General features: G+C 38.5%; 16 protein-coding genes. 7 read left to right on the top strand and 9 right to left on the bottom strand.

The genetic code is table 11. From position 1 onward, the window contains the following. Positions 1-255 precede the first annotated feature (255 nt). Both J1899_RS06730 and J1899_RS06725 read left to right on the top strand, forming a co-directional pair. Positions 256-657, top strand: a complete 402-nt coding sequence (locus J1899_RS06730; protein ID WP_082851710.1) for a MerR family transcriptional regulator — start codon at positions 256-258, stop codon at positions 655-657. 64 nt (positions 658-721) lie between these two features. Beyond that, complete coding sequence (locus J1899_RS06725) at positions 722-2,098, top strand: hemolysin family protein (protein ID WP_214478145.1); 1,377 nt, start codon at positions 722-724, stop codon at positions 2,096-2,098. Between the two features lie 59 nt (positions 2,099-2,157). On the opposite strand, the gene J1899_RS06720 is transcribed toward J1899_RS06725, so the two are convergent. Together J1899_RS06720 and J1899_RS06715 are read right to left on the bottom strand one after the other, a co-directional pair. Beyond that, entirely contained in the window at positions 2,158-3,564 is a 1,407-nt protein-coding gene (locus J1899_RS06720; RefSeq protein ID WP_281420646.1) for a sensor histidine kinase, read from the bottom strand. Continuing rightward, a complete protein-coding gene (locus tag J1899_RS06715; RefSeq protein WP_214478144.1) occupies positions 3,554-4,255 on the bottom strand; it encodes a response regulator transcription factor in 702 nt (233 codons plus the stop codon). Before J1899_RS06715 ends, J1899_RS06720 begins: the two co-directional genes overlap by 11 nt. A gap of 189 nt (positions 4,256-4,444) precedes the next feature. On the opposite strand from J1899_RS06715, the gene J1899_RS06710 reads away from it, so the two are divergent. Continuing rightward, positions 4,445-5,059: a hypothetical protein gene (locus tag J1899_RS06710; protein WP_214478143.1), complete on the top strand. Its 615-nt coding sequence runs from the start codon at positions 4,445-4,447 to the stop codon at positions 5,057-5,059. Between the two features lie 102 nt (positions 5,060-5,161). Then, positions 5,162-5,482, top strand: a complete 321-nt coding sequence (locus tag J1899_RS06705) for an ArsR/SmtB family transcription factor (RefSeq protein WP_151575405.1) — start codon at positions 5,162-5,164, stop codon at positions 5,480-5,482. On the opposite strand, the gene J1899_RS06700 is transcribed toward J1899_RS06705, so the two are convergent. Then, positions 5,479-6,408 carry a cation diffusion facilitator family transporter gene (locus J1899_RS06700; protein ID WP_214478142.1) on the bottom strand — a complete coding sequence of 310 codons (930 nt, stop codon included), beginning with the start codon at positions 6,406-6,408 and terminating at the stop codon, positions 5,479-5,481. The genes J1899_RS06705 and J1899_RS06700 overlap by 4 nt on opposite strands. Before the next feature lie 233 nt (positions 6,409-6,641). Between J1899_RS06700 and J1899_RS06695 the strand changes: the two genes are divergently transcribed. Continuing rightward, the gene (locus J1899_RS06695; protein ID WP_066448001.1) at positions 6,642-6,953 is read left to right on the top strand and encodes a DUF948 domain-containing protein; all 312 of its coding nucleotides are present in this window, start codon (positions 6,642-6,644) and stop codon (positions 6,951-6,953) included. Positions 6,954-7,045: 92 nt separating this feature from the next. Here J1899_RS06695 and J1899_RS06690 read toward each other — a convergent pair whose 3' ends face one another. Beyond that, positions 7,046-7,897, bottom strand: coding sequence for a YihY/virulence factor BrkB family protein (locus J1899_RS06690; RefSeq protein ID WP_066448005.1), 852 nt, complete (start codon positions 7,895-7,897; stop codon positions 7,046-7,048). A 168-nt stretch (positions 7,898-8,065) separates the two neighbouring features. Here J1899_RS06690 and J1899_RS06685 point away from each other — a divergent pair, with 168 nt between their 5' ends. Further along, on the top strand, positions 8,066-8,959 hold the full coding sequence (locus J1899_RS06685; protein ID WP_066448011.1) for a YitT family protein: 894 nt from the start codon (positions 8,066-8,068) through the stop codon (positions 8,957-8,959). Between the two features lie 98 nt (positions 8,960-9,057). Here the strand turns inward: J1899_RS06685 and J1899_RS06680 are convergent, their stop codons facing one another. Together J1899_RS06680 and J1899_RS06675 are read right to left on the bottom strand one after the other, a co-directional pair. Then, the gene (locus J1899_RS06680) at positions 9,058-10,470 is read right to left on the bottom strand and encodes a SpoVR family protein (RefSeq protein ID WP_214478141.1); all 1,413 of its coding nucleotides are present in this window, start codon (positions 10,468-10,470) and stop codon (positions 9,058-9,060) included. A 137-nt stretch (positions 10,471-10,607) separates the two neighbouring features. Next, a complete protein-coding gene (locus tag J1899_RS06675; protein WP_066448016.1) occupies positions 10,608-11,207 on the bottom strand; it encodes a PepSY domain-containing protein in 600 nt (199 codons plus the stop codon). A 178-nt stretch (positions 11,208-11,385) separates the two neighbouring features. Between J1899_RS06675 and J1899_RS22725 the strand changes: the two genes are divergently transcribed. Next, on the top strand, positions 11,386-11,511 hold the full coding sequence (locus J1899_RS22725) for a hypothetical protein (protein WP_281420645.1): 126 nt from the start codon (positions 11,386-11,388) through the stop codon (positions 11,509-11,511). Positions 11,512-11,586: 75 nt separating this feature from the next. On the opposite strand, the gene J1899_RS06670 is transcribed toward J1899_RS22725, so the two are convergent. The 3 genes from J1899_RS06670 to J1899_RS06660 form a co-directional block, all read right to left on the bottom strand. After that, the gene (locus tag J1899_RS06670) at positions 11,587-12,288 is read right to left on the bottom strand and encodes a PepSY domain-containing protein (RefSeq protein WP_214478140.1); all 702 of its coding nucleotides are present in this window, start codon (positions 12,286-12,288) and stop codon (positions 11,587-11,589) included. Positions 12,289-12,355: 67 nt separating this feature from the next. Continuing rightward, entirely contained in the window at positions 12,356-13,711 is a 1,356-nt protein-coding gene (locus J1899_RS06665; RefSeq protein ID WP_214478139.1) for a sensor histidine kinase, read from the bottom strand. Next, positions 13,708-14,403 carry a response regulator transcription factor gene (locus J1899_RS06660; protein WP_214478138.1) on the bottom strand — a complete coding sequence of 232 codons (696 nt, stop codon included), beginning with the start codon at positions 14,401-14,403 and terminating at the stop codon, positions 13,708-13,710. Before J1899_RS06660 ends, J1899_RS06665 begins: the two co-directional genes overlap by 4 nt. Between the last annotated feature and the right edge of the window lie 56 nt (positions 14,404-14,459).

The following is a 14,459-nucleotide window of genomic DNA, read 5'->3' as shown; positions in this document are numbered from 1 at the left end:
ATGGGGAGGATTGCCATTTTTATCTGCCACATATCCCCTCCTCACTCTAAAATCAATCTGTTTCCCCATATACTTAACAAATCAAATGACCACCATTAAAATCAGAATATTTCGTAATCATTTTTTTATTCAAATTTCATATACTTTTATATATCCATTTTTTCCAACTGGAACGTTTGACTGTATGGTTTTTAGTAACGTATAATAATTACAACTAATGATAAGCTGAGGTGGTAAGATGGGGCATTATATCGCATCGGTGAACTAGCAGAAATCGCAAATGTTTCTAAAAGAACAATAGACTACTATACATCTATAGGTCTAATCCAAGCGACGCGTTCAAAGTCTAATTATCGATTTTATTCGGAAGAAGTATTAGTTGATTTACGCTTTATTGAGGAATGCAAAAAAATGCATATTCCTTTAGAGGAGATTAAGAGAAAACTAGAAATGAGGACAAATAGGGAAATTCGCACTGTAGAAGTTGAAATGCAAATCGATGCAGTAACATTGCAAATGAAACAGCTTCAAAATGAAATATCCGTCCTTATGCCGCTCATTAAGAATTTGGATGAGAAAAACAAAAACGGTTTTTCTAAAAAGCTTTCACTGGAAGGATCTGCATTGCTGCAATCACTTGTCAGTCTAACGAGTTAACCTTATTTTTCCATTAATCAGGAGGTGACACCCTGCCCGTTAACACGGGAGAAGGGGAACTTATTTGGACATATTTAATTTGGTTATTTTCGCCACTTTGATTGCTTTGACGGCATTTTTTGTAGTTTCGGAATTTGCCATTGTGAAGATTAGAAGCTCACGAATCGATCAGTTAATTGAAGAAGGCAGTACAAGAGCGATAGCCGCAAAAAAATTAATTACCAATTTAGATGAGTATTTATCAGCATGTCAGTTAGGGATAACCATTACTGCGTTAGCACTCGGATGGCTTGGAGAGCCTACTTTTGAAGTATTGCTTAGTCCAATTATCCAGTTTTTCGGTTTATCCGATGATGTTTCACATGTACTCATTATTGCATGTGCATTTTTAATTGTTACATTCCTTCATGTTGTAGTTGGAGAGCTTGCACCGAAAACGCTGGCGATTCAAAAGGCTGAAGCAGTGACATTAGTTATTGCACATCCACTTATTTGGTTCTATCGCATCATGTATCCATTTATTTGGTTCTTAAATGGATCTGCACGCTTTTTAACCGGATTATTCGGATTAAAGCCTGCATCTGAACATGAACTTGCCCATTCCGAGGAAGAGCTTCGCATCATTCTTTCAGAAAGCTATGAGAGCGGGGAAATTAACCAATCAGAGTTCAAGTATGTAAATAAAATATTTGAGTTTGACAATCGAATTGCAAAAGAAATTATGGTTCCGCGGACAGAAATTATTTCCTTATCAAAGGAAGACAATGTAGAAACCGTCCTTCAGACGGCACAGACAGAAAACTTCACAAGATACCCTATTATCGATGGTGATAAAGACCATATTATTGGCATGATTAATATGAAGGAAGTCATGACCGACTTAATTGCAAAAAAGAATACAGCGGTGAAAACACTTGAGCCTTATATTCGTCCAATTATCCGTGTAATTGACAGTACCCCAATTCATGACCTGCTGTTAAAAATGCAAAAAGAACGCATTCATTTAGCTATTTTAATGGATGAATACGGCGGTACATCAGGTCTTGTAACCGTGGAAGATATTATTGAGGAAATCGTTGGAGAGATTCGCGACGAATTTGACAATGACGAAATCCCAATGATTCAAACGGTTAAGGAAGATCATTTTATCATCGATTCAAAAGTGCTTGTCAGCGAGATCAATGACATGCTCGGAATCGATATCAATGATGAAGATGTTGATACTATTGGCGGCTGGATTTTAACGGAAAATTATGAAGCACAAGAAGGTGACGTGATTACCCACGGTTCATATCGATTTAAAGTGATGGAAATGGAAGACCATCACATTAAATACCTTGAAGTAAACCGTCTTCCTGAAATACTGGAACAGGCTCCTCAACCTCTGCCGCAGCAGCAGACAAAACCGGTCGCATTAACAGAAACAGAAGTTATGCCATAATTGAATGAAGCAGAAAATCTCGGCTATTGGCCGAGATTTTTTGTTTCCATTTTAGGTATTCAAGACACATTTGGCAGCTGAATAAAAAATGTTGTACCCTTCCCTTTTTCACTTTTCACTTCAATTTTCCCATCGTGCAGTTCCACCAGCTGTTTGACAATTGATAATCCAATGCCGAATTCTCCGAAAGAATTGCTTGTCCTCGAAACATCCGCTTTATAAAATCTTTCCCAAATCATTTCTACTTCTTCAGGATCGATTCCAATCCCATTGTCTTCTATCATGATATTTGTTGCATGATCGCTTTCCTCGCACCTTAAATAAATCTCTCCATTTTCAGTGAATTGAATGCTGTTTTTTAATATATTTACAAGGATTTGCACTAATCGATCATAATCCGCTACAACTGTTGTTTGCGGCTCTGCCTCAATAATAATGGTATTGTTTTTTTCTTCGGCCTGAAGGAGGAGCTGATCAGCTACAACCTCAAAGGTCTCGAGCAGATTCACGTTTATCTTATGAAGCTGTAATTGATTGGATCGTATTTTCTCATAATCGAGATTCTCATTGACCAGCCGAATCAGCCTTTTGGCCTCGCGATCAATTAAATTCATCCCCTTTTCCATTTCCTGCTCCGGAATGAGATTATTCTGGATTCCTTCAGCTAATCCGCTAATCGTCGTGAGCGGAGTTCTCATTTCGTGTGAAACATCCGCTATAAATTTTCTTCTTCTGTTTTCTAGCCGATCGATTTCTTCATTCGATTTTTTTAACTTTGCGGCCATTTCATTAAAATCCTTTGCCAGCTGGCCAATCTCATCCATGTGCACATGAGGAACATTGACATCATAATTGCCGGATGAAATCATAGAAGTAGCATCTCTTAGGTCGCGAATCCGTTTAATTAAGTTTTTGGCAAGGAACCAGCTTAACAGAATGGTAGCAGTCAAAGAAATAATGATGGTATAAAGCAGAAACTTATTAAGCTGGCTGATCATTTGAATTGCCCCGCTGATCGGGGAAAGAAGAATAACTCCGCCAATGAGCTGATCACCATTCATATAAGGCAGTGCCACAAGTGTTACCTCCTGATCAAAGCGTTTGATATCATGGAGGACTGAAATGCCATTTCCGGCCGAAAGCTCCAGCCATTCTTGTTCAGATAAAAGGACAACCGGCTCCTGCAGTTCTGGATAAAGAACTCTTCCCTTTCGATCAAATAAAATATACTGAATATTACGGGCCTCAAGAATCTCGCTATATTCATTTAAAAATTCTTCTGTTCCTTCGATTCTAACTGTCAGATCAGTCAGGATCTGCTTTCCATAGGATTCAAGTTCTTCTACCTTATTTTCAAAAATATAGTTCTCCAGGAATTGTGAAAACAGCAGACTAAGCAGCAAAAAAGCTAGAATCAGAATAATAATATGGCTGATCAGCAGCTGATAAAAATATTTAACTTTCATGATCATCCGCACTTTCATCAAACTTATAGCCTATGCCCCATACTGTATGTATAAACGGCTGGCGTGCTGTGCCGATCTTTTTCCTTAATCGTTTAATATGAACATCAACTGTCCGTTCATCTCCGTAAAATTGATAACCCCACACCTTATCGAGCAGCTGCTCTCTTGTGAATACTTGCTTAGGATTTTTCACAAAGTAATACAAAAGATCAAACTCTTTTGGTGTTAGATTTCCAAGCAAATTACCGTTAAAATAAGCTTCTCTTGTTTCTTTGCTGATTTTAAAATGAGCCGTTGTGATGTATTTGTCTTCCTCTTTTTCCTCCGTGTCCATATGAAATCTTCTGGTGACGGCTCTAATTCTCGCCATTAATGTCAGCGGGCTAAACGGTTTTGTCACATAGTCATCAGCCCCCATTTCAAGTCCCAGCACCTGATCTGATTCGCTATCTTTTGCAGTCAGCATAATAATGGGCACTTTACTAAGCTCCCGAATCTTACGGCATAACGTCACACCATCCATCACTGGCAGCATCCAATCTAAAATAATTAAATCCCATGCTTCCTTATTAAAATGGTCAAAACCGGATTGCCCATCATGTATGAACGTTCCCTCATATCCTTCTTTCATAAAAAACATTTCGAGCATAGAGCAAACACTTTGATTATCTTCCACTACTAGTATTTTCATATCCACCATCCTATGGCACATTCAGTCACTACGTTTAGGTATAGTTACATTAAAGCGAAATAATATCATTTTTTCAATTTTTATACGCTCATTTCTTCACTTTCTCTCTTTTTCAAGTTTACCTTCATGAATTGCCTTTTTTTGGACAAGCTAAAGTTTGAAGTTTATTAACGATAAAGGAGATCAAATATGAAAAAAATCCTTATAGTATTCTTGTCGATTTTCACTCTTCTTTGCCCTTCATTAGGAAGTGCATTTGCTCAGGAAGGCGGAGAAGGAGATCATCATGGACATCGTTTTATGGATAAAGAACTGGTTGATTCCTTAATAGATAAGGGCTACAGCAAAGAAGAAATCTATAAAGCATCGTTTATAGCAAAATTTTCGCAGGCAAAAGTTGAAGATGTATTAGCTTCATATAAAAAGAACGGTTCATCTTGGGACAAAACAGCACAGCAATTCGGTGTAGATCTACAGAAAATGAAACAGCATTATAAAGCAAAGGGACGATTTCTCAAGAAGCATCAGACGGAGGTTCTCAAAACTTTATCCGTTTATACAGGTAAAAATGAAGCTGATCTTGAAACATTAATAAAAGAAGAGAATATGAGCCTGCACTTTATCATTACAGCTGCAGCCATGTCTAAGTCTTCAGGTGAAGACTTCAATACAATCATTCAATTAAAAAAAGACGGAAAAAGCTTTCAAGAAATGAAGGAAAAGCTTAATCTGACGGATGACAAGCTTCACCAGGAAATGAAAACGCTTATGGGCGAAATAAAAAATAGCATTAAAGAAGAATAATTTCTTCTGCTGCATCAAAAAAACCACCTTAACCGGTGGTTTTCTTTGCTGTAAGAGCCTAATCAGGATTATAATATCAATAATTAGGAGGTGTGTTCTGCAATGACAAATGAACAGCCATACTCTTTACTTGAAGACGATTTTGATGAAGAAACTTTATTTATTGTTTCTCAGACATTTAAAGCATTGTCAGATCCTACTCGCCTGCGAATCCTGCATTTGCTTTCGAAGGGAGAGTTTTCTGTTAATGATATTGCCGAGAAGCTATCATTACTGCAATCAACGGTCTCACATCAGCTGCGCTTCCTTAAAAACCTGCGCTTAGTGAAGTTCCGCCGAGAAGGAACTACCCTTTATTATAGTCATGATGATGAACACGTCTTAAGCATATTAAAGCAAACTATCGATCATGCACAGCATTAATTACATGTGCCATGATGACTTGGACATCCCTCTGTCTTCCCTTCAACCTGAATTGTGCTGTGCTCAATGCCATATTCATCATGTAATATGCCTTGAGCCTTTTTCAGTACAGCATCATGCCCCTGATCATCAGTTAAGACGACATGACAGCTTAACGCGGGAAAACCAGAAGTAATTGTCCATATATGCAAGTCATGCACATCGGACACCTGGCCAATCTTTAAAAGTGCGTTTTTTATTGTTTCGGGATTCAAATTCTCTGGGGTTCCCTCCATTAAAATATGAAAGGAATCCTTCATGACTCGCCATCCACTGATTAATACTAAGATTGCGACAATAATACTTGCAATCGGATCCGCTATTCCCCAGCCAAAGAAATACATAAGCAATGCAGCTGTAATGGCACCAACTGAACCAAGCAAGTCACCAATGACATGCAGGAATGCACTGCGGACATTTAAATTATGGTCCTTATCACCGCTCATTAAAATAAAGGCGGCAATAATATTCACAATAAGTCCGATAACAGAGATCGTCAGCATACCAAGACTTTGAACCTCTGGCGGGTCAAGAAGCCTGTGATAAGCCTCATAGAAAATATAAAGAGAGATAAGTAAGAGTGTAACACCATTAACCCAAGCTGCAATGATTTCAAAGCGTTTATACCCAAAGGATTTGCTTATGGTCGCCTTTTTTTCACCCAGCTTGATCGCTAAAAAGCTCAGCCCTAAAGCCGCCGCGTCACTAAGCATATGTCCTGCATCTGACAAAAGTGCGAGACTATTTGTAACCAGTCCTCCAATCACCTCTACGACCATAAAGCCGGCAATTAAAATAAAGGCAGTAAGCAATGCTTTTTTATTGTTGGTTGAATGATGATGATGTGAATGACCGTGTGAATGTGAATGTGAGTGTGAGTGTCCCATCGAATTCCCTCCTCTTTTGTATATGAATATATGCTCATATATATTATGTACCACACAAACAGATTGTTCAATCTTTTTTGTGAAAGAATAATAATAATTGTCGGATTTTCTAATGCAAACTTGACTATATTTTTTAACAGTTGTTATTTTTCATGCTTAAAGGGTAAAAAAAGAATACAATTAGTTTATCCATTAAATGATGGCAGCACATCCGACAACTTGGGAGGGATAGAATGTTTATTGTGTATGCAAGTATCGCTGTAATTGTGCTTGCAATTGTGTATTTTATCATTTCGGCAGTAAAGACATTGAAAGAGGCACAGCCAAGTATTGAACGACTGAATGAGACAAATAGCCGATTGCAGCATAAGATGAATGTATTGAAGCATGAAACTGACGCACTTAAAATGCAGCAGCAAGAGCTGCAGAAGGATTTTGAATTTAAGAAAGGTGTTTTTACATCGCTTATTTCCAGCGTGAAGGAGACACCTAAATCCATTACCAAGTGGTGGAAAATTAAAATTCCTTTTATCCATAAACTATAAAACGTTTGTGAATAGAAAAAAGCGAGGAACATTCCTCGCTTTTTTTTATGTGTTCAATTGTCAAAATGGAGCGGTATATGTCTCCAAGTCATTTACATTGCAGCTGTTTTTGCTTTGTTCATGGCTTGTCCTTTTTTCCTTCTGTGAAGCAAGGCGTTAATTTCTCCTCCAAGAACAAAGGTCAAGCCTGTTAAGTAAAACCAAAGCATTAGCACAATTACACCACCAAGGCTTCCGTATGTGGCTGAGTAGTTGGCAAAATTATTAACATAAATGGATAAACCAAAGGAGATAATCTGCCAAATAACTGTCGCTGCAAAAGCTCCAGGCAATACTTCCTTAAATGGATAATGCTTGTCTGGCGCAAATTTATAAAGACAAGCCAGTACAGTTGCCATAACAACGATCGCAATGACATAGCGTAAAATATTGATCAAAACTTCCATATTATTGGGAATATAAATGAATTGTCCAATAAAGTCGACAATGACATTCCCGAATATCGGAAGCAGCATTGCGGTTACAATAGCAAGGATTAAACCAAGCGTTAACCCAATTGATATAAGCCTAACTATGATAAAAGATCTGGAATCCTCTACATCAAATGCCGTATTCATAGCACGAATAAAGGCCATCATTCCATTGGATGCCGACCAAAGTGTACCGATAATCCCGAAGGTCAGTAACCCTCCATTTGGCACCGTTATAATATTAATAACATTTTCCTCAATTAAGCTGAACGTATCTCCAGGCAAAATACTGCTTAAATATGTGAGCACCGTTTGCGGATCAATAGATAAATATGGCAAAATAGAGATCATTAAGATCAACAACGGGAATATTGCCAACATATAATAGTAAGCCTGCTCTGCTGCAAGTCCTGTTGCACGATCTTCTTTTAATTCTGCAGACAGCTTTTTTCCAAAAGTAATTGCACGGTTCACTTTTATTCACATCCTTTACAGTAGATTTGAGAGTATAGTCTCCTTTTCCCAGATAAGGACAGAGATAATCATTTATAATAAGTCATTTTATACAGATGCTGGACAGAATTTTCATTTTATTTTTTCTAATCGTGCTAAAATAGATATGATAGGAAAGGAGGTTTGCTGATGGAATTGACTCCTGAAGAAATGAACAATCAGCAGTTGCACAGAGCAACATCGAAAGGGAAAGTCTTTAAGAGAATTATATTTATTATTATTGGAGCCATTTTTATGGGGATTGGCATTGAAGAGTTTTTAGTGCCAAATCAAATTCTGGATGGCGGTATTGTAGGCATATCGATTATATTGTCTCACTTAACACATATAAAGCTTGGGATTTTTATATTTCTCCTGAATATCCCCTTCTTCTATATAGGTTATAAACAAATTGGAAAAACCTTTGCTCTTTCTACTCTGCTCGGCATTGGCGTTCTCTCTCTCACCACATTGCTGCTCCATAATGTTCCTGTCTTCACGAGTGACCTGTTATTAGCCACCGTTTTTGGCGGCATCAGCTTAGGAATTGGCGTTGGCATTGTCATTCGTTATGGCGGATCCCTGGATGGCACAGAAATTCTTGCCATTTTACTTAATAAAAATCTTCCGTTTTCAGTTGGCGAAATAATCATGTTTTTTAATGTCTTTATTTTTGTGACAGCTGGTTTCGTATTTGGCTGGGATCGGGCGATGTACTCGATTATTACATACTTTATTGCTTTTAAAACAATTGATGTTGTGATTCAAGGTTTAGATGAATCAAAATCAGCATGGATCATTAGTGAGAATCACCAATTAATAGGAGAAGCAATTATAGCTCGGCTTGGCAGAGGAGTCACATATTTAAATGGCGAAGGCGCTTTTACAGGGGACAATAAAAAAGTGATCTTTGTCGTGATTACACGGCTTGAGGAAGCAAAATTAAAAACAATTGTAGAAGAATTAGACCCCAATGCGTTTTTGGCAGTTGCCAATATATCTGAGGTGCGCGGCGGCAGATTTAAGAAAAAGGCGATACACTAAGCTATTAGTAGTGTTTACTAATTATTAAGCACAAGGAAGCCGCAATACGCACGGAATTCCATGCAATTTTGCGGCTTTTCAATTCTATAGAGATGCCTTTATAGGTACTTGCGGTGGATAGACTTTCCATCATAAGAAAATACCATTTCCTTGCCTTCCACCATGCTCTCCATGTGGACATTTCTCCCCCATAGCTGATGGATATATGGAAGTACTTTTTCCAAATATTTCAGATCAAGTTCAATGCCTTCATACCAATGCTTTATATACAGCTCGCCATTTTTCAGATAATCGCCATCCGTTACCGTTAGATAAGGAAAGCCTCCATTTACTCTCATGCCAACCAGCTGATCACGCACGTTTTCCCATTGTTTATCAACTACTTTGTAATCCTTGCCCTGCTTTTGGAATAAATACATATCCTCTCTCATGACAAGGTCTTTTGTTAGATAATTGCGTAAAAAGGAAATATCGGATTCAATTTCACGCACCTCAAACATCTTTTCCCGACCTGAACCTGGCTGAACTCCACGCCGCTTCATTTCCTCAGTAGGGTGATTGTAGCGCTCTTCGATATCCTCAAACACTTTTAAGCCTAGATAATAAGGGTTGATGCCCGTTCTGGATGGCTGCACAACACCAGCATTTAATTTTGCAAATTCAATTGCTTCTGAGCTTGTTAAATCAAGTTCTCTTAAAATCCGCTGATGCCAATAGGAAGCCCAGCCTTCGTTCATAATTTTCGTTTCAAGCTGCGGCCAGAAATACAGCATTTCCTCGCGCATCATGGTTAAAATATCGCGCTGCCAATCTGTCAATTCACGGCTATAGCTTTCAATAAAAAGCATTAAATCCTTCTCAGGACGAGGCGGAAATTTGCGTTTTTTCTTTATTTTTTCCTGCTTTGGCCCGCGATCATCTAAACCCCAAAGATCATCATATGGAGAAGCCGCTATGCTATCAGAGCTTTCAAATTCACTTTCTTCTGTGCTCCACGCAAACTTTGGCCGCATTAAGGAAGGATCAATATGCTCCTCAATGGCAAGAACCGCATCTAAAAATGTCTCAACCTCTTTTCTGCCATGTTCAACTTCATATAAGCGAATCCTTTCAGCTGTTGCTGCCATACTTTCAACCATATCGCGCTTTGTATTCTGGAAGCGAACATTGTTTTTGAAGAAGTCGCAGTGCGCCAAGACGTGCGCGACGATGAGCTTATTTTGTATAAGTGAATTTGAATCAAGCAAAAAGGCATAACATGGATCGGAATTGATTACAAGCTCATATATTTTTGAAAGTCCAAGATCATATTGAAGCTTCATTTTAAAGAATTGCTTGCCAAAGCTCCAGTGTGAGAAACGAGTTGGCATTCCATAGGCTCCAAATGTATAAATAATATCTGCCGGACAAATTTCATAACGCATCGGATAAAAGTCGAGACCAAACCCGCTGGCAATTTCCGTAATCTCATGTATCGCATATTCGAGTGCTTTCGCATCCTCCACTTGCATTTGCCACTCCCCCTTTAAGTCCTTATCCTAATCTATGAGCAGGGACGGGGAATGATGATTCATGCTCGTATTTTTATAGATGTCTCTTAAATTCATTACTGCATAAAAAAACAGGCTGTTTAACAGCCTGCCGGAAATTAGTCATTATCGTTATCAAATTCCAGTTCCAATACTTCGCCTGTTACTGCGTCTAATTCAATTTCTGCTTCGCCATTTTTTGTGCGCAACTCGAATTCATACTTCATTGTGCCATCATCGCTATCCAAGTCCATTTCCTTTACTTTGCCGTTAGTTTCTTTTTCTGCAATGGCAATGGCGTCTTTTTCAGATAAGATCTTTTGATCAGCAGTTTGTGTGCTTTGACCTGATGCTGAAGAGTTTGCTTGACTGTTTTGTACATGATCATCATCCTGATCATCGAAATCATCGTCATCATCACGATCTTCTCTAACAGATAAAACTTCGCCAGTATATGCATCAATATCCACGTCATAATCCATGCGGTCATCATTGTTATCAATATCAACGTCATAGTAGCGTCCTTTTAAATTGCTTTCCAGTTCAATGCTTTCAATTACACCTGGCTGTTCTTTTAAGGCCAGCTCCTTCGCCTTCTCCAAAGTAATCATTTCTTTTGTTGCCTGCTCCTCAGCTGATTTTTGTGTTGCGCCAGCTGCAGCTGCTCCTCCTAATACAACTAACCCTGCAAGTGCACCAATCCAAATTTTCTTTTTCATTTTGTTTCCTCCTTCAATTTGTTTTCTACAATATCAATATAGTCTTCTTATCTTAAAGAAACGGTAGAATAACATTAGAAAATGATGAGAAAGAAATGAAATTTACTCATTTAGGAGTAAAAATGCTGGCGGATATCGATTTTAGCAGGTTTTATATCTAAAAAGAGGCACAAAATTTATGAATTTGCTTTTTTATCTGCTGAATTTAATTCAAGAGGAGTTTGATAAGATGGATAGTCGCCCGTTATTTTCGGAGTTATCTGCCAGACCGAAGTCCATGAAATTTATCAAGATGGATCGTTAAAGCCATTGATACACCCCTCCTCCACTCGAAGCAGAATCAAAAAAACCAAGGGAATCCCATTCCCCTGGCCAATCTTTAATCTTCTTCCCATGATATAGTGTATTTGCCTGTGATCGCGTTGATTTGGACGACGGCTTCTTGATCATCTTCTGTCTCAATTTCTACTAGGTAGTAGGGCTGGTCATTGATGGATTCAAGATCAATGTCATCAATAGAGCCATTAACCGTTTGCAGGGCAATTTCTTTCGCTTGCTCTTCTGTTAAAATTTTTGTAGTCGTCTCTTCAATTGGAGTAGTTTTAAGAATTTCGCCTGTTACAGCATCTATTTCAAGCTGGCTTTTTTGTTCTCCATTTTCCACTTCAGCCACATACCGTTTATTCTCATTTGATGTGCTGCTTTTAACAGAAGTCACCTCATGACCTGCTGCTTTAAGCTGATCTTTAATCTGCTGTTGTGTTAAGATTTCCTTTTCAACTGGTTCATCGCTTTTTTCAGGAGTATCTGTGTTCTCGTTCGTTCCTGTTTTTTCGAGGGATTTTGTTTCTCCATTGAAGGCATCAATGGCAACCTGATAGTTTCCGGTATCGCGATTCATCTCGGCAATAAACTCTCCGTCCATTTCTTCAATATTGATTACCTCGCCTGTATAACGATTCGCAATAAGTGTTTTGGCTTCTTCCATTGTCATTGCTTTTTCCTGATTAAATAGAAAAAAACCTGCGATAAAACCAGCCAAAACCAATACAGTTAGGATCCATATCCATTTGTTTTTCATCTATTTCCCCCTCCATCCTTCTCTCCACATTATGAAACAGAAAAATGAGAAATGGATGAGAATTTCCTTAATTAAATATTAAAGTGACCGTGGTACCAGCCCCTTTTTCACTTTTAAGCTCCAGCTGGATGCCCATTACATCTGCCATTTCCTTTGCCAGTGAAAGTCCGAGACCAGTACCGCCATTTTGCCTTGTTCTTGCTTCATCCACCCGATAAAATCGTTCAAATACCCGCGGCAAATCCTTTTCACCGATGCCTGAACCAAAATCCTGAATATGGATAAGTACTTTCTGGTTCTTTTTTTCACATGAAAGAATGATGTCATCATCACTATATTTCCTCGCATTATCCAGAAAGATAAACAGCAGCTGTTTGAGCTTTTGCTCATCTGTACGCACAATGGAAGTCTCGTCACAATTAAATGAGATTTTTCGGTTATAGGCTTGCTCAAACGCCTTAGCAGTTTGAAGCAAAAAAGGTTTCAGCTGAATGTCGTTCCATTCAATATTCCATTGTTCATGGTGCTTTGCCAGCAATAACAGCTGTTCAGTCATTTCTCTCATTCTTATGGCTTCAGAATGAATCGCTTCAACAGATTCCTCGAATAAAGCCGGATCTTGTAAGCCTCTTCGTTTTAATAAACTCGCATAACTTTCAATAACGGTTAAAGGGGTTTTGAATTCATGGGAAGCATTGGAAACAAACTGTTTTTGCTTTTCATAATTATTTTCCAATAAAGTAATCATGTGATTAAACGTATCTCCCATTATATGAAGTTCGTCCTTCGATTTCCCCTCTAGCTTAAGCTGTTTAAACTGTCCGCTCTCCCTGATTTCCTTCATCGTCTCAATCATTGAAATGATTGGATTCATGATAAAACTGCTCAAGATTCTGCTTGATATTAACACAGGAACAAGTGTCAGCAATGTCACAATGACAAGAACAATCCGAAACAGCTGCAGGATATTAATGGCTGATTGAATGCTTTTGACCGTCTGCAGATTGGCAACTTCTCCATCCGGTAAAATAATGGGAATAGACGAAAAGGCATAATGCTGATTGCGAAGAACCAATTCTTCCGTTTGTTCTGACTGATAAAATTGTTCATCCATCTCGTCTAATAATTTCCGGTTTTCTTCTGAATTTGAGCCTATCGTGCTTTTCAAATCACCATTAACATCTTGCACTATTTGAATAACCCCATCTAAAGGAGCATATGCCCTAAGCAGATCGGCTGGAGGTATTTGCCCTAGGGATTGGTCAATCTCCTGAGCCAGGTTTTCTAACTCATTCCTGGCTGTTTCCAGTTCACTGTCTACAATCATTTTTGAAAACAGAAAGAAAAGAGCAGCATTCATGACAATAATAAGGAAGGCAAATAATACAGATGTGTACAAGTTGATTTTATTTCGAAGCTTCATTTTGGCTCCTTTATGACGTAGCCTACACCCCGGATCGTATGAATAAGGGAGGGCTCTCCTGCTGGTTCAATTTTTTTGCGGACATAGCGAATATACACATCAACCACATTTGTATCACCCATGAAATCGTAGCCCCATACAGCCTCTAATATTTGATCTCTGGACAGCACCTGTCTCTTATTGCGAAGCAAGAATGATAAAAGATCAAATTCCCGCGGTGTTAATTCAATTTGTACATCCCCTCTAGTCACTTCTCTTGTTTTTTCATTGATTTTCAAATTTTCTATTTCTAAAGTATCTATTTGTTCTTCATTTTGTTCACTCTGTTTGTTGCGCAGTGCAACCCGCACTCTTGCAAGCAGTTCTTCAATTTGAAAAGGCTTTGTAATATAATCATTTGCACCTAAATCAAGTCCAGAAACTTTATCCTCCACCGAACTTTTGGCCGTAAGAAGGAGCACAGGTGTAGATTTATTCCCTGCTCTGATTCTGCGCAGCAGTTCAATTCCGCTTAGTCCCGGCAGCATCACATCTAGCAGGATTAAATCCCAGTTTTCTGTTCTGAATTTTTCCAATCCATCTAAACCATCAAACACCTTGGTCACTTCATATCCTTCAAATCCCAGTTCCAATTCAAGCAAGCGCGCAATTTTCACTTCGTCTTCAACAACGAGTATTTTCTCTTTCGCCACCAGGTCTGCCTCCCCGCCATCTCTTCATATCTTTAGACTAGCAGAAACATTTTTTA

It is taken from the genome of Cytobacillus gottheilii (assembly GCF_018582665.1).
Taxonomy (GTDB): Bacteria; Bacillota; Bacilli; order Bacillales; family Cytobacillaceae; genus Cytobacillus; species Cytobacillus gottheilii.
Note: the sequence above shows the minus strand (reverse complement) of the source record. Positions and strands in the feature narration are given on the sequence as shown.

Bases quoted from the DNA above. Each gene is read 5' to 3' on its own strand.
- J1899_RS06720 (WP_281420646.1), bottom strand. From the start codon at position 3,564: ATGAAAGTTAAATATTTTTATCAGCTGCTGATCAGCCATATTATTATT.
- J1899_RS06715 (WP_214478144.1), bottom strand. From the start codon at position 4,255: ATGAAAATACTAGTAGTGGAAGATAATCAAAGTGTTTGCTCTATGCTC.
- J1899_RS06710 (WP_214478143.1), top strand. From the start codon at position 4,445: ATGAAAAAAATCCTTATAGTATTCTTGTCGATTTTCACTCTTCTTTGC.
- J1899_RS06705 (WP_151575405.1), top strand. From the start codon at position 5,162: ATGACAAATGAACAGCCATACTCTTTACTTGAAGACGATTTTGATGAA.
- J1899_RS06700 (WP_214478142.1), bottom strand. From the start codon at position 6,408: ATGGGACACTCACACTCACATTCACATTCACACGGTCATTCACATCAT.
- J1899_RS06695 (WP_066448001.1), top strand. From the start codon at position 6,642: ATGTTTATTGTGTATGCAAGTATCGCTGTAATTGTGCTTGCAATTGTG.
- J1899_RS06685 (WP_066448011.1), top strand. From the start codon at position 8,066: ATGGAATTGACTCCTGAAGAAATGAACAATCAGCAGTTGCACAGAGCA.
- J1899_RS06680 (WP_214478141.1), bottom strand. From the start codon at position 10,470: ATGCAAGTGGAGGATGCGAAAGCACTCGAATATGCGATACATGAGATT.
- J1899_RS06675 (WP_066448016.1), bottom strand. From the start codon at position 11,207: ATGAAAAAGAAAATTTGGATTGGTGCACTTGCAGGGTTAGTTGTATTA.
- J1899_RS22725 (WP_281420645.1), top strand. From the start codon at position 11,386: ATGAATTTGCTTTTTTATCTGCTGAATTTAATTCAAGAGGAGTTTGAT.
- J1899_RS06670 (WP_214478140.1), bottom strand. From the start codon at position 12,288: ATGAAAAACAAATGGATATGGATCCTAACTGTATTGGTTTTGGCTGGT.
- J1899_RS06665 (WP_214478139.1), bottom strand. From the start codon at position 13,711: ATGAAGCTTCGAAATAAAATCAACTTGTACACATCTGTATTATTTGCC.